This window comes from Pyxidicoccus fallax, from assembly GCF_012933655.1.
GTDB lineage: Bacteria > Myxococcota > Myxococcia > Myxococcales > Myxococcaceae > Myxococcus > Myxococcus fallax.
In genome coordinates, this window is the sequence record NZ_JABBJJ010000258.1 from 1 (window position 1) to 18210 (window position 18210).

General features: G+C 71.5%; 12 protein-coding genes, 5 tRNA genes and 1 other RNA gene. 4 read left to right on the forward strand and 14 right to left on the reverse strand.

Going from position 1 to position 18210, the window contains the following annotated elements; translation table 11 throughout:
* The 3 genes from HG543_RS38075 to HG543_RS38085 form a co-directional block, all read left to right on the forward strand.
* On the forward strand, positions 1–1178 hold a 1178-nt coding region (locus tag HG543_RS38075; RefSeq protein ID WP_169349839.1), incomplete at its 5' end, for an MSCRAMM family protein.
* Positions 1175–3160: a FecR family protein gene (locus HG543_RS38080; RefSeq protein WP_169349840.1), complete on the forward strand. Its 1986-nt coding sequence runs from the start codon at positions 1175–1177 to the stop codon at positions 3158–3160. The genes HG543_RS38075 and HG543_RS38080, both read left to right, overlap by 4 nt.
* Positions 3161–3162: 2 nt before the next feature.
* A complete protein-coding gene (locus HG543_RS38085; protein WP_169349841.1) occupies positions 3163–5175 on the forward strand; it encodes a protein kinase domain-containing protein in 2013 nt (670 codons plus the stop codon).
* A gap of 37 nt (positions 5176–5212) precedes the next feature.
* Here HG543_RS38085 and recR read toward each other — a convergent pair whose 3' ends face one another.
* The 5 genes from recR to HG543_RS38110 all read right to left on the reverse strand — a co-directional run bounded on the left by recR (position 5213) and on the right by HG543_RS38110 (position 11034).
* The gene (gene recR, locus HG543_RS38090) at positions 5213–5806 is read right to left on the reverse strand and encodes a recombination mediator RecR (protein WP_169349842.1); all 594 of its coding nucleotides are present in this window, start codon (positions 5804–5806) and stop codon (positions 5213–5215) included.
* Between the two features lie 6 nt (positions 5807–5812).
* Positions 5813–6130, reverse strand: a complete 318-nt coding sequence (locus tag HG543_RS38095; RefSeq protein WP_169349843.1) for a YbaB/EbfC family nucleoid-associated protein — start codon at positions 6128–6130, stop codon at positions 5813–5815.
* Positions 6131–6220: 90 nt separating this feature from the next.
* Complete coding sequence (locus HG543_RS38100) at positions 6221–7684, reverse strand: DNA polymerase III subunit gamma/tau (protein ID WP_211194425.1); 1464 nt, start codon at positions 7682–7684, stop codon at positions 6221–6223.
* A gap of 529 nt (positions 7685–8213) precedes the next feature.
* Positions 8214–9425, reverse strand: a complete 1212-nt coding sequence (gene dnaX / locus HG543_RS38105; protein ID WP_169349844.1) for a DNA polymerase III subunit gamma/tau — start codon at positions 9423–9425, stop codon at positions 8214–8216.
* A gap of 70 nt (positions 9426–9495) precedes the next feature.
* Positions 9496–11034 (reverse strand): phytoene desaturase family protein, encoded by a 1539-nt coding sequence (locus HG543_RS38110; protein ID WP_169349845.1) that lies wholly within the window; start codon positions 11032–11034, stop codon positions 9496–9498.
* A gap of 130 nt (positions 11035–11164) precedes the next feature.
* Here HG543_RS38110 and HG543_RS38115 point away from each other — a divergent pair, with 130 nt between their 5' ends.
* Entirely contained in the window at positions 11165–12625 is a 1461-nt protein-coding gene (locus HG543_RS38115; protein WP_169349846.1) for a glycosyltransferase family 39 protein, read from the forward strand.
* A 74-nt stretch (positions 12626–12699) separates the two neighbouring features.
* Here the strand turns inward: HG543_RS38115 and ffs are convergent.
* The 9 genes from ffs to HG543_RS38160 all read right to left on the reverse strand — a co-directional run.
* Positions 12700–12792, reverse strand: an RNA gene (ffs, locus tag HG543_RS38120) — signal recognition particle sRNA small type.
* Between the two features lie 30 nt (positions 12793–12822).
* Positions 12823–12909 (reverse strand) — tRNA-Ser (locus tag HG543_RS38125).
* A gap of 13 nt (positions 12910–12922) precedes the next feature.
* A tRNA-Ser gene (locus HG543_RS38130) sits at positions 12923–13009 on the reverse strand.
* 5 nt (positions 13010–13014) lie between these two features.
* Positions 13015–13482: a tRNA adenosine(34) deaminase TadA gene (tadA, locus tag HG543_RS38135; protein ID WP_169349847.1), complete on the reverse strand. Its 468-nt coding sequence runs from the start codon at positions 13480–13482 to the stop codon at positions 13015–13017.
* Positions 13483–13502: 20 nt separating this feature from the next.
* A tRNA-Arg gene (locus HG543_RS38140) sits at positions 13503–13579 on the reverse strand.
* A gap of 29 nt (positions 13580–13608) precedes the next feature.
* A tRNA-Ser gene (locus HG543_RS38145) sits at positions 13609–13698 on the reverse strand.
* Between the two features lie 42 nt (positions 13699–13740).
* A tRNA-Ser gene (locus HG543_RS38150) sits at positions 13741–13827 on the reverse strand.
* A 96-nt stretch (positions 13828–13923) separates the two neighbouring features.
* On the reverse strand, positions 13924–15204 hold the full coding sequence (gene serS / locus HG543_RS38155; RefSeq protein WP_169349848.1) for a serine--tRNA ligase: 1281 nt from the start codon (positions 15202–15204) through the stop codon (positions 13924–13926).
* A gap of 145 nt (positions 15205–15349) precedes the next feature.
* Positions 15350–18210, reverse strand: a 2861-nt coding sequence (locus HG543_RS38160) for a tetratricopeptide repeat protein (protein ID WP_169349849.1), incomplete at its 5' end; no start/stop codon positions are given.

The window sequence follows — 18210 nt, forward strand, 5'->3', positions numbered from 1 at the left end:
GCGCGGAGGTGGGGGCGGGGTACGGCTTCGCGCAGCTCCCCCTCTTCGGAAGCTCGGAGGCGCCAGCGCTGGCGCGGGGCGTGCGGCACGCGGCGGTGGTGAACGGGCGTGTGCTGGTGCCGCTCTTCCTGGGACTTCAGCTGGAGGCGCGCGGCGAGCTGCCGGTGGCGCTGGCGGTGCGCGACGCGGCGGGTGAGAAGGCGGAGGCGACGGGCTTCTCGGCGGGGGGCGCGCTGCTGGTGCCCCTCAAGAGCGCGGCGCGGTGGGGCGGCACGCTGGTGCTGGACTTCCAGCACGTGCGGGACACGGTGACGCTGGCGGACGGCACGCGCTCGGAGCAGCGGCTGCGCCGGGTGGGCGCGGCGCTGGAGCTGGCGTGGCGGGACGCGCCGCCCGCGCCGGTGCCTCCGCCTCCGGCGCGCGAGCCCCTGGGGACGCTCGCGGTGCGGGTGCTGGATGCGGAGTCGGGCGCGCCGCTGTCGGGTGCTCGGGTGGCGCTGGGCGACGTGGAGCGCGTGGCGGACGCGAGCGGCCAGGTGGAGGCCGAGTTGCCGCCGGGCGAGGTGGCCGCGCGGGTGAGCGCGGAGGGCTACGCGCCCTCGGAGGCGCGGGCCACGGTGGAGGATGGCGGGCGCGCACAGCTGGAGGTGCGGGCGCGCCGGCTGCCTCCGCCCACGGGCGGGCTGCGGGTGACGGTGGTGAACGCGCAGAACGGCGTGCCGCTGCCGGGCGTGCGCGTGGCGGTGGGGGCGACGGAGGTGCGCACGGACATGATGGGGCAGGCGCGGGTGAAGCAGCTGCCTCCGGGGCCGGTGGCGGTGGTGGTGAAGTCGCCGGGCTTCCGCGTGGCGGAGGAGGCGGCCGTCATCGTCGCGGGGCAGGAGTCCGCGCTGTCGGTGCCGCTCGCGTCGGAGCGCAAGAGCGGGCCGGCCACCCTCACCGGACACGTGCGCAGCACGCGGGGCGGACAGCCGCTGGCGGCCACGCTGCTCATCGCCCAGGCCAAGGTGCGCACGCGCACGGACGCGAAGGGCGCCTTCGCCGTGAAGGTGAAGGGCGGCACCTACCGCATCACCATCTCCGCTCGCGGGCACCTGTCGCAGACCAAGGTCGTCAAGGTGCGCGACGGCGAGCAGGCCATCTTCAACGTCGATCTCTTCCCGAGGCAGAAACGGTGAGCTCCCCGCGCCCCTGGTTCCTGGCCCTCCTGCTCCTCGCCGCGGGCTGCGACGAGGACGCCGCCCCTCCGTCCCCCGCGCCCGTGGCGGTGGCTCCGGCACCGGACGCGGGGCCGGGCGTGGAGCTGGCGCGGCTGGAGGGCCTGTCCGGCGACGTCCGCCTGGAGCGCGGGGGCAAGGCCGTCCCCGCGAGCGAGGGCCCCCTGTATGGCGGCGACGCGGTGGAGACGGCCGCGGGCGGCGCGGCCACCGTGCGCTTTCCGGATGGGCGGTCGGTGGAGGTGGGGCCCGACGCGCGCTTCGCCATGGGCGCGGACACGGGCGGCATCGTCCTGACGGTGGAGCGCGGCATCGTGCTGTCGCGCGTGCCGGCGGGGGTGAAGCCGCCCGCCGCGGGCGGCACGGCGTCCAAGGTGACGCTGAGCATCCTCACGCCCTTCGGCCTCACCCGCGTGGGCTCGGACGCGCCCAGCGAGGTGAGCGTGCAGGTGGAGAAGGACGCGGGCCGCGTGGAGGTGCGGCTGGGCGCCATCGAGTTCGTGGGCCGCGACGGCCAGCAGGTGCGCGCCGCCGAGGGCGAGTCGGTGGCGGTGGCCGGCGGCAAGCTGGAGGTGGTGCGCACGCCTCGCGTGGTGGAGCTGGCGCCCATTCCGGTGACGGTGCGCCTGGGCTCGGGCCGCGCGGAGCTGCGGCCGAAGGGGACGGTGCGCTGGCGGCCCGTCTCGAAGCAGGGCGAGGTGCTGTCGCCCGGAGACGGCGTGCGCACGCGGCCCGGCGGCTCGGCGGTGCTGGCGCTGGAGGGCTCGTCGTCCGTGCTGTCGCTCGGCTCGGCCTCGGAGTTGGTGCTGGAGGGAGCGGGGCAGGGGGGCACCACGGACGAGGCGCGGGTGGACCTGCGGCAGGGCGGTCTGGGCGTGCGGATGGCGCCGGGGCGCACCAGCCGCGTGGTGCTGTCGGGGCTGAACGTGGAGGGCGGCGACGCGGCGCGGCTGGAGGTGCGGCGCACGGCGTCCGGCTACCGCGTGGACGCCTTCACGGGGCAGGTGACGCTGGTGCGCGGCGAGGCGCGGCAGCCGCTGCGCGCGGGCGAGCGCGCCACGGTGGAGGGGGAGTCCGCCGCTCCCCGCGTGGAGCCGCTGGCGCCAGCGCCGCTCGCCCTGGGCGCGGGCGATGGCGCGGAGGTGTTCCACCAGGGCCTGGACGACGTGACGTTCACCTGGGAGGGCGAGGGCGAGGCGGTGGTGGAGGTGGCCTCGGACGCGGGTTTCACTCGCCCGGTGCTGTCGGGCACGGTGTTCCGCCCCTTCGTCACCGTGCCGGCGCCGTCGCGCGGCACCCTCTACTGGCGGGTGCGCCGCAAGGATGGGACGGCGGTGGCGAAGGGCAGCGCGAGCTTCGCGCCGGAGCGCCCCGCGAAGGACCTGGCGCGGGTGCGCAACGTGGTGCCGGAGGGGCTGGAGAAGACGACCATCTTCTACCAGGACAAGCCTCCGGCGGTGACGTTCACCTACGGGGAGGAGCCGTCGGCGGCGAAGTACCGCGTGGCGGTGTACCGCGTGGGCGCGCTGGGCACGCCGGTGGCGGAGCGCACGGTGACGGAGACGCGCGCCGCGCTGGACGCGGGAGCGCTGGGCGAGGGCAGCTATCTGTGGTCCGTCACGCCGCTATCCGCGTCGGGCGCGCAGCTCAAGGGCGGGCAGATGAACAAGCTGGAGCTGGTCTACGACAACTCGGTGCCGGTGCTGGTGGTGTCCTCGCCGCGCAACGGCCAGCGGGCCGGGGAGAAGGTGCGAGCCACCGGGGTGGCGCCGGTGGACGCGCGCCTGTCCATCAATGGACGTCCGGTACCCCTGGATGGCAAACACCGCTTCAGCACCTGGGTGGAGCCGGTGGGCTCACCCCCACTGCTGGTGTTTAAGATGAGCCGTCCCGGTGCCCCGGAGGTCTACACGGTGCGCACCTTGAAACCGCGAGGGCCGTGAGGATGACACCCACCCAGACGACCCGACCCATTCCCGAGGTCGCCTCCGCGCCCCTGCTCCAGCCCTATGGGCAGTACGTGCTGGTGCGGAAGCTGGCCGAGGGCGGCATGGCGGAAATCTTCCTCGCCAAGCTGCTGGGCGCGGATGGCTTCGAGCGCAACGTCGTCATCAAGCGCATGCTGCCGCACCTGTCCAGCAACGCCGACTTCGTGGAGATGTTCCGCGACGAGGCGCGGCTGGCGGCGAAGCTGTCCCACCCCAACATCGTGCAGATTCACGAGCTCGGCTTCACCGAGGGCTGCTACTACATCTGCATGGAGTACCTCGCGGGCGAGGACTTCTCCACCACGCTGCGGCTGGCCGGCCGGCGCCGTCACTACGTGCCGTACCCCGTGGTGCTGCGGGTGCTCATCGACGCGGCGCGCGGCCTGCACTACGCCCACGAGTTCTGCAACGAGGCGGGACAGCCGCTCAACGTCGTCCACCGCGACATCTCTCCGTCCAACCTGTACCTGACGTACCAGGGACAGGTGAAGGTGCTGGACTTCGGCATCGCCAAGGCCGAGTCGAGGCTCGTCAACACGCGCACCGGCGTGGTGAAGGGCAAGTACATGTACATGGCGCCGGAGCAGGCCAAGGGCCAGGAGGTGGACCGGCGCGCGGACGTGTTCGCCCTGGGCGTGAGCCTCTTCGAGGCGCTCACGCACGTGCGGCCCTTCTCGCGGGAGAACGACCTGGCGGTGCTCAACGCGCTGTTGCAGGGCGAGTTCAAGCGCCCGCGCGAGCTGCGGGCGGACCTGCCGGAGGAGCTGGAGGCCATCATCCTCAAGGCCATGGCCTACAAGCCCGAGGACCGCTACCCCACCGCGGAGGCCTTCGCGGAGGACCTGGAGGCGTTCCTGGGCGAGAACCTGAGCGCCTCGGGCCCCTCGCAGCTCGCCGCCTTCCTGCGCGGCCACTTCGGCGAGGAGCGCTTCACGGAGCGCACCCGCATCCCCACGCTGGCCACGCTCACCGCCACGCACGGAGTCGAGGGTGCCCCCGCGCAGGCGTCCGGCGCGGAGCCGCTGAATGGCACGGACGTCTATGGCGGACGGCCCCGGAGCTCCGAGTCGCCCACGGCGGCGCTGGCCGTCAGGCCGTCCCGTCCTTCCGTGCCGGCGGGCGTGGGGGCCGTGGCCGCGGGGCCCCAGATTCCCTCCGGCGCGACGTCCGGGCTTCCGGCATCGGGCGGCCGTCGCTGGCGCATGCTCGTCGTCGGGCTGGCCGGGGGCATGCTGCTGGCCGGTGCGGCCGTCATGGGGTACGTCCGCCTCCAGCAATTACCGTCCATCGTGCCCGAGATGAAGGCGAGCGGGCCGGTGGCTCCGGCGCCCGTGGGAAGTCCAGGCACCGGGACGGCTGCCCCCGCTGGCGCCACGCAGGGAGCGCCCGTCGGTGGGACGGTGGCGGCCGCTCCCGGCGCGGGGACTCCAGCCGCGCAGGCGCAGGGGAACGTCACCGGAGACACGGCGACCGCTCCCGGCGCGGGCACTTCGGCTGCGCAGGGCACGCCCGTGGGTGAGGCGGCGGTGGCTCCGGGCGCGGGCGCTCCGGAAGCCGCCCCGGCGGGAGGCGGGCTGGTGGCCAACGCGATGCGCGCGGGCACCGAGACGGAGGAGGCCGGGGAATCCGGCCCGAGCAGGAAGCCCGCGCCGGAGCCGCGCGTCACGGGCACGAAGAAGCTGGTGACGCTCGGCATCGAGGACATCCAGCGCGTGGTGTCGCGCGGGCGGGCCCGCATCACCGGCTGCTTCGAGCGCTTCAAGGCGGACCTGCCGTCCACGCAGGGCGAGGTGCAGGTGCAGCTCACCATCGCCTCGTCGGGCAAGGTCCAGGCGGGGACGCGCGGGCCGCTGGCCTCGTCGGGCGTGGGCCGCTGCCTGGAGACGCAGGCCGAGAAGCTGCGCTTCCCGGCGCACCGCGACCAGGAAGTCACGGTGGTGATGCCCTTCTCGTGGCGGGTGACGCAGTAGCGGCGCCGCGACTCGGGCGGCGCCGCTCCACGCGGGACTACAGGTCGCGGCGGGCGGACAGCGCCTTCGCGAGCGTGGCCTGGTCGGCGAACTCCAGGTCTCCGCCCATGGGCAGGCCCTGGGCGAGCCGGGTGACGCGCAGGCCCATGGGCTTGAGCAGGCGCGTCAGGTAGAGCGCGGTGGCCTCGCCCTCGATGTCCGGGTTGGTCGCGAGGATGAGCTCCTCCACCCGGCTGTCGTTGAGGCGCTCCAGCAGCTCCTTGATGCGGAGCTGCTCGGGGCCCACGCCTTCCAGCGGGGACAGCACGCCGTGCAGCACGTGGTAGCGGCCCTTGAACTCGCGGGTGCGCTCCAGGGCCATCAGGTCGGAGTAGGTCTCCACCACGCAGAGCACGCGCTCGTCACGGCGGGAGTCGCGGCAGAAGCCGCACGTCTCCGAGTCGGTGAGGGAGAAGCAGCGCACGCACAGGTGCACCTTCTCCTTCACCTCGCGGATGGCCTGGGACAGGTCCGAGGCGTACTCGCCGGGCGCCCGCAGGATGTGGAATGCGAGGCGCTGAGCGGTCTTCTCGCCAATGCCCGGCAGCTTCGCGAGCTGCGCGACCAGTCGATTCAGCGGGTCGGGAGTCATCCGGTATCAGGTAATGCCGGGGATCTTGATACCGCCCGAGATTTTCGCGAGCTCGCGCTGCATGTGCTGACGGCTGCTCGCCAGGGCAGCATTCACGGCGGCGGTGATGAGGTCCTCGAGCATCGACGGGTCATTCGGGTCGATGGCGGACTTGTCGATCTTGATGCTGCGGACTTCCTGCGTGCAGGTGGCGACGACCTTCACCCGGCCCTCGCCGGACGTGGCCTCGACAGTCTCTTCCGCCAGCTGCTGCTTCCGCTCTTCAATCTTCTCCGTCAGCTTGTTCGCCTGCCGGATGAAGTAGTTCAGGTCGACGCCAGGCATGTGCTTCCTCGGTACTCGTGGGAGCGGGCTCCGTCAGTGGAGACCGCCCCGGCGTGGAAGGGCGCACCCTACCGTTGCGCGCGGTGGTTGTCAGGCGCTCTCGTCCGGAGTGTCGGCCGCAGGGACGGCCGAGGGGCGCTCGGGCTCGTACACCTGGATGTGCTCGATTTCGCCCCCGAGGAACTTGAGGACGGCGCGGACGGAGGGGTGGTTGCGCACCTTGCCCTCGGTGCTCTTCTCGTGGGCGGCGCGGCTCTGGGCGTCCTGCTCGGCGATGCTCAGGCCCATGGCCGTGTCCTCGGGGGACATCTCCTGGACGGTGAGCTTCACCGCGCGGCCGAAGTGCTCGGCCAGGGCCTTGTCGACGGTGGCCTTGCCCCCAGGCGACGTCACGGCCGTCCGGTGGAAGCCGGCCGTCGGGAGGTAGCCGAGGACGATTTCCCCGGCCCGCATGGAGATGAGCCGGCCATTGGCCAGCGCGGCGCCGTGCCGGGGCGAGGCGGCCTTCACGCTCTCCACCGCGGCCCGCCAGCGCTCGACGAGGGGCCGGTTCGGGTTGTCACGGCCGCCCGCCACCACGGGGCGCGGCGCGGCTTCCGGCTCCGGCTCGGGGTCGGGCTCTGGAGTGGACGCAGGAGGCGGGAAGGGGGCGCGGGCAGCGGGTGGCGCCTGGAAGGGCGTGCGGGCGGTGGCGCCGCTGCCAGCGGCAGGTACCCCCGGGAGGGGTGCGCGGGCGGCGGGAGAGGTAGGAACGCCCGCACCGTTAGCAGCCCCGTGGGGGACAGCGGCGGGTACGGCCGAAGAGGGCCCGCGAGCCGTCACCTCGAGGGAGGCCGCTGAGGGCTGCGCCGGGAAGGGCGCGTGGGCGGCTGCGCCGTGGGTGTTGGCGGCAGGTGAGGCCCCCGCGGCGGCCCCGGGGTGGGGCGTGGCGGGTGAGGCCGGGAAGGACACGCCAGCGGCGGGCCCTGAAGAAGGCACGCGAGCGTCGGACGCGGAGTCGGCGGCGGCCGGCTCGGAATCGGGGATGCACTCACCGGAGGCGCAGCCCTCGGGGGAGTGCTCTTCAGGGTAGTAGCGCGCGTCGTCGTCGCCGTAGGGCGGCGGCTCGGAGTGCCCCGGCGGCGGCTCGGGCCGGCGGATGTTGGTGACGCGAACCGTGGGCGCGGGCTCGGTGGTGCGCGAGAGCGGCGTGGCTCCGGCGGGGGCCTGCGGTGGCGCGACGGGAGCCGCAGGCTGCGCGGCGCCGCCCTTGTTCCGCAGGAAGGACAGCGGGCGAGCCGCCGTCGGAGGCAGGCCGTCCATCAGCGGACCGGAGGGAGGCAGCTCCTCGGCCACGTATGACGGCGCGGACGCGGAAGCCGTCATCGGCGTGGCGGCCGAGCCCCCACCGTTGCGGAGGAAGGACAGGGGCCGGGCCGCGGAGGGCGGCAGGTCGTCCATGAGCGGCCCCGTCGGAGCCACCGGCGGCATGGCGGAGATGGCGGGGCCGGAGCGCACCGGCTCGGCGGGGTAGGGGGCTTCCGCGTGGCGCGGCGTGGTCCCGGCCGCCTGCATCGGTTCAGCCGACTGAGCTGCCTGCGCGGCGTGAGCACGCCCAGCCGCGCGCATCGGTTCCACCGACTGGGACACCGACGCGGCATGAGTCATCCCAGCCGGGCGCATCGGTTCAGCGAGCTGGGACGCCTGCGCGGGGTAAGCACTCCCAGCCGCGCGCATCGGTTCAGCTGACTGGGACACCGGCGAGGAATGAGTCATCCCGGCCGGGTGCATCGGCTCGACGGACTGGGACACCGGCGCGTCGTGAGCCATCCCGGCCGCGCGCACGGGCTCGACGGACTGGGACACCGGCGCGTCGTAAGCCATCTCGGCCGCGCGCACAGGCTCGGCGGTATGGCTGCGCTCGGTGGCGTGCGCCGGCCCGGAGTAGCCCGCGGACTCCGCGGAGCGCACTGGCTCGGCGTGACGCAGGGGCTCCTCCGCGCGCGCGACTCCCGCCGCGTCCACCGGAGCGGCGGGCGCGGACGCACTCCGGGCGTCCCACGGGCGGGGGGCCGGCGACTCGGGCCGTGCTTCGTGCCGTGTCTCAGGCGCGAAAGTTGGCGGGACTGGAGCGACCTCCCGGCGCTCCAGCGGTGTTCCGACCGGAACCGTCTCCCGACAGGCCCGCGGCGAGCTTGTCCACTCGAGCCAGCAGCTCCGGGATGGAGCCGCCCGGCGACAGCTGGATGGCCTTGAGCAGGGCCATCTCCAGCGCCAGCCTCGGCTGCGCCGCGCGCGACACGTCCCAGATGCAGCCGTGCACCACGTCGAACAAACGCGTGAGCTGCGCGGTCTCCGCCTCCTTCGCCAGCGCCAGGAGCGCCTTCTGCTCGGACTCGGCCAGCTCGGACGGGGCCTCGTTCAGCGTCTTGGTGACGAAGAGGTGCCGCAGCTGCAGCGCCAGCTCCTCCGCCAGCCGCTTCAGGTCCAGGCCGCGGTTGAAGACCTCCTCCACGCGCTCCAGCACGCGCTTGGCGTCCTTGCGCACCAGCGCCTCGGCGAAGTCCTGCACCACCGTGCGGTCGATGGCGCCCAACGCCTCGGCCACCTCTTCGTCCGTGGGGTTGGCGCCGCACGAGGCGAGCACCTGGTCCAGGAGGCTCAGCGCGTCGCGCATGCCGCCTTCCGACTGGCGCACCACCAGCGCCAGCGAGCGGTCCGAGATGCCCGCCCCCTCCGCCTTGCAGATCTCCTGCAGCCGCTGGAGCATCCGCGCCGCCGGAATCCGCCGGAAGTTGTGGCGCTGGCACCGCGAGAGGATGGTGTCCGGAAGCTTGTGCGCCTCGGTGGTCGCGAAGATGAACTTCACGTGCCCGGGCGGCTCCTCCAGCGTCTTGAGCAGCGCGTTGAACGCCGCCCCCGACAGCATGTGGACCTCGTCGATGATGTAGATCTTGTGCCGGTCCCGCTGCGGCAGGTACTTCGCGTTCTCGCGAATCTCGCGGACGTTCTCCACGCCGTTGTTGGAGGCACCGTCGATTTCCGCCACGTCCACGCTGGTGCCGGCGGCAATCTCCGTGCAGGCGCGGCACTCGCCGCAGGGGTTCGCCGTGGGGCCCTTCTCGCAGTTCAGTGCCTTGGCGAGCAGGCGGGCGGCCGTCGTCTTGCCCACGCCACGAGGCCCACAGAAGAGGTACGCGTGAGCGACGCGGTCCATCTTGATGGCGTTCGCGACCGTCCGGACGACGTGCTCCTGCCCGGTCATGTCATCGAACTTCTGCGGCCGCCATTTACGCGCGAGGACGAGGTAGCTCATGGGGTTGGTCATCTAAACACGACGGCGTGAATGATCCATCTCGTTGCCTGCCCACCAGGTGGGATTGCACTCACCGTCCCAGCGCCTGTAGCACCACGTTGGCCGCGTTGTGTCCGGCCGCGCCGATGACGCTGCCCGCGGGGTGGCACCCGGCACTACAGAAGTAGAGCCCCTGCACCGGCGTCTCGTAGGGGAGCCGGTCCGTGAAGCCCAACTTGTTGTCCACATGATGGATGTGGCCGTGGGTGATGCCGAAGTACTTCTCGATTTTCGGCGGCGTGAGGGTGAAGGTCTCCCGCACGAGGTCGCTGGTGCCCGGAGCGAAGCGGTCGCAGATGGACAGCAGGTGCTTCACGTAGCGTGACTCCTCCTGCTCCCACGTGGTGCCCTTCAGCGCGTACGGCACCCACTGCACGAAGAGCGCGGAGTTGTGGTGCCCCTCGGCGTCGCGCAGCGACGGGTCCACCGTGGTGTGGATGTACCACTCGATGGAGGGGAACTCCGACAGCCGGCCCTCGCGCGTGTCCTGGTAGCCGCGCGCCAGCGCCCCGAGCACGTCGTCCTCCTGCGGAAGCAGGTGGATGGTGGGGCCGAACTGGCCCCGGTCCTGGGGAAGGCACGTGAAGGTGGGCAGGCCCTTCAGGCACAGGTTGACCTTCATCGTCGTGCCCGGCGCGGCCATGGCGGCCACCTTCGCGCGGTAGTCCTCGGGCAGCGCGGAGGCGTCCACCAGCTTCAGCGTGCGGAACGGGTCGCCGTTGGACACCACCACGGAGGCCTTCACCTCCTCGCCGTTCTCCAGCACCACGCCCTTCACCACGCCCCGGTCCACGCGCACGGACGTCACCTTCGCGCCGGTGCGCAGGGTGGCGCCGTACTTGCGCGCGACGTCGGCGATGCGCTGGGTGACGGTGCCCATGCCCCCGCCGACAATCATCCACGTGCCGCCGCTGCCGGGCAGCCGGCACATGTTGTGGACGAGCAGGTTCATCCCCGTGCCCGGCGTGTCATAGCCGCCGTCGAGGCCGGAGAACGCGTCCGTCACCGCGTACATCGCCTTCACCAGGTCGGACTTGTAACCGAAGCGCTCCAGGTACTCGCGCGCCGTGCCGCGACACAGCCGCACGAAGTGCTGGCGCAGGGCGGGGCGGATGTAGCGCTCGGCCGTCTCCTCCACCGACAGCGGCGGCTTCAGCCACGCCGGGGCGAGGTCCTCGCGCAACGCGGCCAGCTCGGCGTTCATGGCCTGGTGGGCCTCCCAGTCCGCCTGGGAGAAGAACTCGAGGAACTGGCGCTTCAGCTCGCGCTCGTCCGAGCCGAACAGGAGGTAGCGCTGGCCGGTGGTGGGCAGGAAGTAGTGCGGGTCCCTCCGCTTGAGGGGCAGGTCCAGCTCCAATTCGCGCAGGAGCTCCGGCGGCATCAGTCCCAGCAGGTACGCGCCCGTGGACACGCCCAGCCCGGGCGCCGCGCGGAACGGGTGCTCCGTGCGGCACGCGCCGCCCAAGACGTCCTTCTCCTCCAGGACGGTGACGGACAGCCCCCTGCGCGCCAGCAGCGCCGCCGTCACGAGGCCGTTGTGGCCCGCGCCCACCACGATGACATCCGGCATGGCTTCCTCCTGAAGCTGAATCGCCGCGTTCCTTCCCGGGCCCGGAGGCCCGAGCCCGGGCGGGGAGCGGGCGGACGAACGCCACGCATCTTGCGCCCGGACGGCGGGGCGGGGAGAGTCGGCCACCCTCGTGTCCGCGCCCGCTCACCAGTCCCCGGCTCCCGCCGTTCCCGGTACAACAGTCGAGCCGACCGCGGACCTACCCCACTCGGAGCCGCCCAACGGCCGGCGCTGGCCCGTCCTCCTGCTGGGGCTGGGGGTGGCGCTGCTGCCGGCCGTCATCGCCGTGCTGCAGCTGGGCCGCATCCACCCGGACGAGGTGTACCAGGCGCTGGAGCCGGCCTTCTGGCGCGTGCACGGCTACGGCGTGCTGGCCTGGGAGTGGAAGGACGGCCTGCGCAACTGGGCCGTGGCCGGCGTCTTCGCCGGCTTCCTGAAGCTGGCGGACCTGCTGGGCATCACCCACCCCCAGGGCTACCGGGCGGTGGTGGCCATCCCCCAGGCGGCGCTGCACGTGTGGAGCCTCTGGGCCGCGTACCGCTTCGCCTCACGCCGGGCGGATGCCCCGGGAGGGTGGCTGGCCGCCCTCCTGCTGGGGCTGTATGGGCCGGTGCTCGTCTTCGCCGGGCGCACCCTCGGCGAGTCGCTCTCCGCCGCCTTCCTCGTGGTGGCCATGGAGGCGCTGGACAGGCGGGAGCAGCCGGTGCGCGCGGGCTTCCTCGGTGGCATGGCGCTGGGGCTGGCCGTGGTGGTCCGCTACCCGTCCGCCATCGTCGTCCTCGCCGCGCTGATGTGGCTGGCGGCGGCGCGGCGCTGGAGGCTGCTGGCCTTCACCTGCCTGGGTGGCCTGGGCGTGGCCGCGGGGCTGGGCGCCCTCGATTGGGCCACCTGGGGCACGCCCTTCCACTCCTTCTTCGCCTACGTGCGCTTCAACGTCCTCTCCGGCGAGGCGGCGGCGCGCTTCGGGTCCGCGGGCCCTGGCTTCTACGTGAAGCCCCTCCTGGACGCCGTGCCCCTCTGGGCGGCGGCGGCCGTGCCCCTGGGGCTGGCCGCCCTGCGCCAGCACCGCGCGCTGTCCCTGCCACTGTGGTGCGCCGCCCTGTACACGGGCGTGCTGCTGACCACCGCGCACAAGGAGGAGCGCTTCCTCTACCCGGGGCTGGTGCTGGCCATGCTGGCCGCGGCGCCCCCGGTGGCTGCCTTCATCACCGCCCAGGCGAGGCCCGCCGTCCGCTGGGCCCTGACGGCGCTCGCCCTGGGGGCCGGCCTGCACGTGGCCCGCGACTACCCGTCCGGCGACCTGCGGGACGACCAGTTCCGCGCCATCGTCGCCGCCACCCGGGGCGGGGCGAGGGGCCTGCTCATCGTCAACGAAGGGCTGTGGGGCGCCGGCGGCTACTTCTACCTGGGCAAGCAGATTCCCTGGCTCACCTGCGACTGGCCCCACGACAACGCCTTCCAGCACGCCATGCAAGACAGGCGCTTCAACCGCGTCGTCACCTTCGAGGACCGGGCCCTCGAGGAGCTGCAGGCCGCCGGCTTCCGCATTGCCCGGCGGATGGGCCGCGAGACGATTCTCACCCGCGAGTAGCCAGGAGGGCAGGGGAGGGCGGGGAGCCCGCAAAGGCGAAGAGCCGGCACCCCGGAAGGGATGTCGGCTCTTCACAAGAAACGGCCGGGACACACGCGGAAGTACGCTACCGTTGCTTCCTTCCGGACCTGGCGGGGTTCACGCCCCCACGTTGTCCCGACCACAAAGTCTGTAACCACGAGCTACTGAAACATCAACGGAGAGGGTGGGATTCGAACCCACGATACCCTTTCAGATATACACGCGTTCCAGGCGTGCGCCTTCAACCGCTCGGCCACCTCTCCAGAAAGTCTGGAGCGGAGAGCGTAGGATTCGAACCTACGATACCGTTCCCGGTATGCCTGATTTCGAGTCAGGTGCCTTCGACCACTCGGCCAGCTCTCCAATATTCAGTTTTTTTGTTTCTTCGCGCGCAATCGCTCGAAGAAGGACTTCAAAAGCAGGCGGCTCTCGTCCGCCAGTATGCCACTTGAGACCTGGAGCCGGTGGTTGTGTCGAGGCTCCTCGGCCAGGTTGTAGAGCGAGCCTACCGCGCCTGCCTTCGGATCCATGGCTCCAAAAACGAGCCGCGTCACCCGGGACTGAACCAGCGCTCCAGCACACATGGCACAGGGTTCCAGCGTCACATACAGCGTGACTCCGGAGAGCCGCCAGGCACCCATGCTTCGGGCGGCGGCATCCATTGCCAGCATCTCGGCATGGGCCAGGGGGTGTCGGTCGATTTCGCGGCGATTGAAACCAGTGCCAATGACCTTTCCGTCAAGCACTGCCACCGCGCCGACAGGCACTTCTCCGAGTTCCGCTGCTTCCCGCGCGAGCGCAAGCGCCTGCTGCATGAAAGCTTCGTCGTCACTCATGAGAACAACGCGAAAGAAGATGGCGCTCCCTGGAGGATTCGAACCTCCGGCCTTCGGATTCGTAGTCCGACGCTCTATCCAGCTGAGCTAAGGGAGCATTTCTTCCGGCGTTACTACCACAACAAGTGGCGGAGAGAGAGGGATTCGAACCCTCGATACCCTTTCGAGTATGCAGGTTTAGCAAACCTGTGCCTTCAGCCTCTCGGCCATCTCTCCAACTCTTCTCTGTCAAAGAACCGCAAAACTCAAGAACAAAATCGGAGGCGGTAGGATTCGAACCTACGGAGAGCTTGCACCCTCTGCGGTTTTCAAGACCGCTGCCTTCAGCCGCTCGGCCACGCCTCCATGCTTCAGAGCCGGCGGAGTCCCGCGGTCCGACGGCGACCGTGGGGCCGCCCTTCTACCTGATTCGGGGCCCGTTGCAAGCCGGATTCATGAGCTTTAGAGCGGCTTCAGCTCTTTCAGCCCCCCCATGTACGGCCACAACGCTTCCGGGATGGCCACGCTTCCGTCCTCGCGCTGGAAGTTCTCCAGGATGGCGACGGTCGTCCGCCCCACCGCCAGGCCACTGCCGTTGAGCGTGTGGACGAGCTGGGGCTTATCCCCCTTCTGGGCCCGGTAGCGAATCTTGGCCCGGCGGGCCTGGAAGTCGCCGAAGTCCGAGCAGGAGGAAATCTCGCGGTACGTGTTCTGCCCGGGCAGCCAGACCTCGATGTCGTAGGTCTTCCGGGAGGCGAAGCCCATGTCCCCGGTGCACAGGAGCATCACCCGGTGGTGCAGCCCCAGGCGCCGGAGGATGTCGCAGGCGTCATCCGTGAGCTTCTCCAGCTCGTCCAGGCTCGTCTCCGGAGTGGCGAACTTCACCAGCTCCACCTTGTGGAACTGGTGCTGGCGGATGAGGCCGCGCGTGTCCTTGCCAGCCGAGCCGGCTTCCGCCCGGAAGCACGGGCTGAAGGCGCAGTAGCGCAGGGGCAGCTGCTCTCCCTCCAGGATTTCGTCCGCGTGGTAGTTGGTGACGGGCACCTCCGCGGTGGGGATGAGGAAGCGCTCCATCTCCCCGGCCGTCTTGAAGGCGTCGTCCTCGAACTTGGGCAGCTGGCCGGTGCCCATCATGGACTCGCGCAGCACCAGGTAGGGCGGAATCATCTCCAGGTAGCCCTTCTGGGTGTGCACATCGAGCATGAACGCGGCGAGCGCCCGCTCCAGCCGTGCCAGCGCGCCCTTGTAGTAGGCGAAGCGGCTGCCGGACACCTTCGCGGCGCGCTCGAAGTCGAGCATCCCCAGCTTCTCGCCCAGCTCGAAGTGCTGCTTGGGGGCGAAGAGGAGGTTGGGCTTCTCACCCCACGCGCGCACCTGGACGTTGTCCTCGGCGTCGGCGCCCACGGGCACGGACTCGTGCGGGACGTTGGGGATGAGCAGGAGGATGCGGTTGATCTCCTCCTCCACCTCCTTGAGGCGGGCCTCCTTCTCCTTGATTTCCTGCGACACGGCGCGCAGGTCCCCGCGCAGCGCGTCCAGCGCCTTGGGGTCCTCCTTCGCCTTGCGCTTCATCTCCTCGTTGGCCGCGTTGCGGCGGGCGGCCAGCGACTCCATGGAGACGTACAGCTCGCGGCGCTCGGCGAAGAGGCGCTGGAAGGGGCCCAAATCCAGGCTGCCACCGCGCGTCTGCAGGCGGGCGACAACGGCATCGAAGTTCTGCGCAACGTTCCGGAGGTCCAGCATGGGCCACGCCTTGTAGTCACCCCGGCGGAGGCCAGCAAGACTCTCGCTCCCGGGCTGCTCAGGGGAGGACGCCCCGGCCCCCCGCTACCTGACGCCGGCCGTGCCCCCGGAATGGGCCACGGCCGGCTCGGCTGCCCTCCAGCGGCTAGTTCTGGAGGTCGTAGATTTCGTCCTCGATGTCCTTCTTGTCCGTCGCGTCCGGCTTGCGCGACAGGTAGTCCTTGAAGGCCTGGACCGCCTCGCGGCGCTTGTTGCGCTCCTTATAGGCGTAGCCCAGGTAGTAGTAGGACATCGGGTTCTCTGGATCCGCGGTGGTGGCCTTGCGGTACCAGTCGATGGCCTTGGCGTGCTGGGCCTGCTCGGTGAAGGCGCGGGCGACCTTGTAATAGACGTAGGTGAGCTTCGGGTCCTCCTTGAGGGCCGTCTGGTAGCGCTTGACGGCCTCGTTCCAGCGGGCGGCGCTGAAGTAGGCGTCACCGATGGAGCCCAGCACCCGGGTGCGGCGCGGGTCGGCCTTGAGGCTGGCCTCGAAGGAGGCGGTGGCCCTGTCGAACTCGCCGGCCTCCAGGTGGGCGTGGCCGAGTGCCTCGTGGGCGTCCGCGTGCTGCGGGTCCAGCTCCACGGTCTTCTCCCACTCCTTGATGGCGTCCGGCATGTTCTTGGCGTCACGCAGGATGACGCCGAAGGCGTAGTGGTAGTCCGGGCGCTGGGGCGCGCGCTCCACCGCCTTGCGCATGTTGTCCACCGCGCCGGTGAACTCCAGCCGCTTCGCCTTCACGAGGCCCAGGTAGTAGAGCGCCTCGTGGTTGGAGGGCTCGTTGCTGAGCGCCAGGCCCAGGTTGCCCTCGGCGCCGGCCAGGTCGCCCTTCTCCAGCAGCACCGCGCCGAGCGTGATGGGCGTGGTGGTGGAGCGCGGGTCCTCCGTCTTGGCCTTCTCCAGCTCGGCCACGGCCTCCTCGAGCTGGCCCAGGCGCCACAGGACGATGCCGCGCTGCAGCCGGCCGTCCTTCAAGAGGTGCGGGTCCAGCTCCAGGGCGAGGTTGGCCTCCGTCTTCGCCTTCTCCAGGTCCCCGGCCAGCAGCGCCACGCGCGACAGGCCCAGGTGGGCATCGGCGAGGTTGGGGTCGAGCTGCGCGGCGCGCTCGAACTCCTGCTGGCCCAGGAGCGTGTTGTTCTCCGCCAGGGCCAGCTCGCCGAGGCCCGCGCGCACGCCGGCATGCTCCGGAGCCTTGGAGGCCGCCAGCTCCAGCTGGACGCGGGCCTCCGCGTTGCGGCGCTGACGCAGGTAGAAGCGGCCCAGGTAGAGGCTGGCCTCCACCAGGTTGGCGTCCGCGGCGATGGCGCGCTTGTAGTGGCCCTCCGCCTCGGAGAGCTTGTCGAGCGCGTCCTCGATGCGGCCGTAGAGGTAGGCGATGCGGGCCTCGCTGGGGAAGCGCCCGTTGGCCTTCTGCACCGCCTCCAGGGCGGCCTGCATCTTCCCCGTCATCACCAGGGCGGTGATGTGGCCGTCCGTGTACTCCAGGCTCCCGGACTCCTTGGCGACCAGCTCCGTGTAGAGGGGCAGGGCGCCCTCGTAGTTGCGCTGGGCGCGCAGCACGCGGGCGAGCTGCGCCTTGATGAAGGTGGAGTCCTTGTCCTTCTCCAGGGCGGCCTTCAGCTCGGCCTCGGCCTCCTTGGGCTTGTGCTGCTGGAGGAGGGCCACGCCCTTGAGGCCGCGGGCGCGGGCCAGCTCCGCCGGGCCCAGCGCGGACTGGACGTCCGCGGCGAGGGCGCGGTCCACCGCCTGGGCGCCCTTGTCGCCGTCCTTGCGCACCAGCAGCTCCACCGCGGCCAGCTCCACCGCGGAGGCGACGTGCTTCGGGTCCGCCTCGAGCGCGGCGGCGTACGACGCGGCGGCCTCGGCGGCGCGGTCCGCGGCCTGGTGCAGGTTGCCCAGGGCGTGGTGGGCCTTGGCGGACTTCGGCTCGCGGGCGAGAATCTTGTTCAGCGTCTCCACGGCGCGGGCCGCGTCGCCCTTCTGGGAGTAGGCCTCGGCCACGAGGAAGGCCAGCTCCAGGTCGCCCTGGTTGGCCTCGCGGCTGTACGCGTCGATGAGCGCGGGCAGCACCGAGTCCGTCTGCCGAGAGGTGAGGGCGATGGCCGCGGCGGCCTTGACGACCTCCACGTCCTTCTCGCCCAGCAGTCCAATCTTCTCCATCGCCTCGCGGCAGGTGCTCAGCTCGTTGGGCGACGAGGCCGCGTAGCGGCGCTGCAGGTAGTGGGTGGCCTGGCACCACAGCGAGCGCACCGCGGGGTACTCACCGTCCTGGAGCACCTGGGCGCTGAGGTCGCGGGCCTGCTTGTAGCTGGCGAAGGTGTCCTGGAGGAGCGCCTGGCGCGCGTCCGCCACCATCTTCGCCTGGGACGAGCCCTCGGAGACCTTGGCGGGGAAGAGGGCTTTACGGCCGTAGGCGCCGTAGATGGAGCCGAACTCCATGGCCGCGCCGATGCCCAGCACCACCACGCCGGCGGCGGCGGCGGCCAGCATGGGGATGCGCTTCTTCCACTTCTCCTGGGCGCCGCTGCGGTCCACCACCGCCACGCCGGCCATGCGGCCCTCGTAGAGCTGCTCGAGGCGCTTCATGTTGGCCTGCGGGTTGGCGGCGTCCGCCCGGGGCGCCTCGGCGGCGGCCACGGCCGGGGCGGCGACGGGCGCCACCACCTTGGAGGGGCCCTCCATCAGCCGCTGGATGGCGGCGGCGAAGGTGGCCACCGTGCCGATGGGCGACCAGTTCTCCGAGTCCGTGGAGACGTCCTCGTTGCCCAGCAACTGCCCGTCCTCCAGCATCTTGACGATGACACCCTCGTCGAACGGGCCGAACACCTTGCCCGAGCGGCGACGGACGTGGAAGCGGCGCACCTTGGCGCCGGCCTGGGCGCCGCCCTCCTTGCCGGCCGCGTCGTCGATGAACGACAGCATCTCCAGGCCGTCCGCGGGGCCCGTGTTGGGCCTGTCTCTTATACACA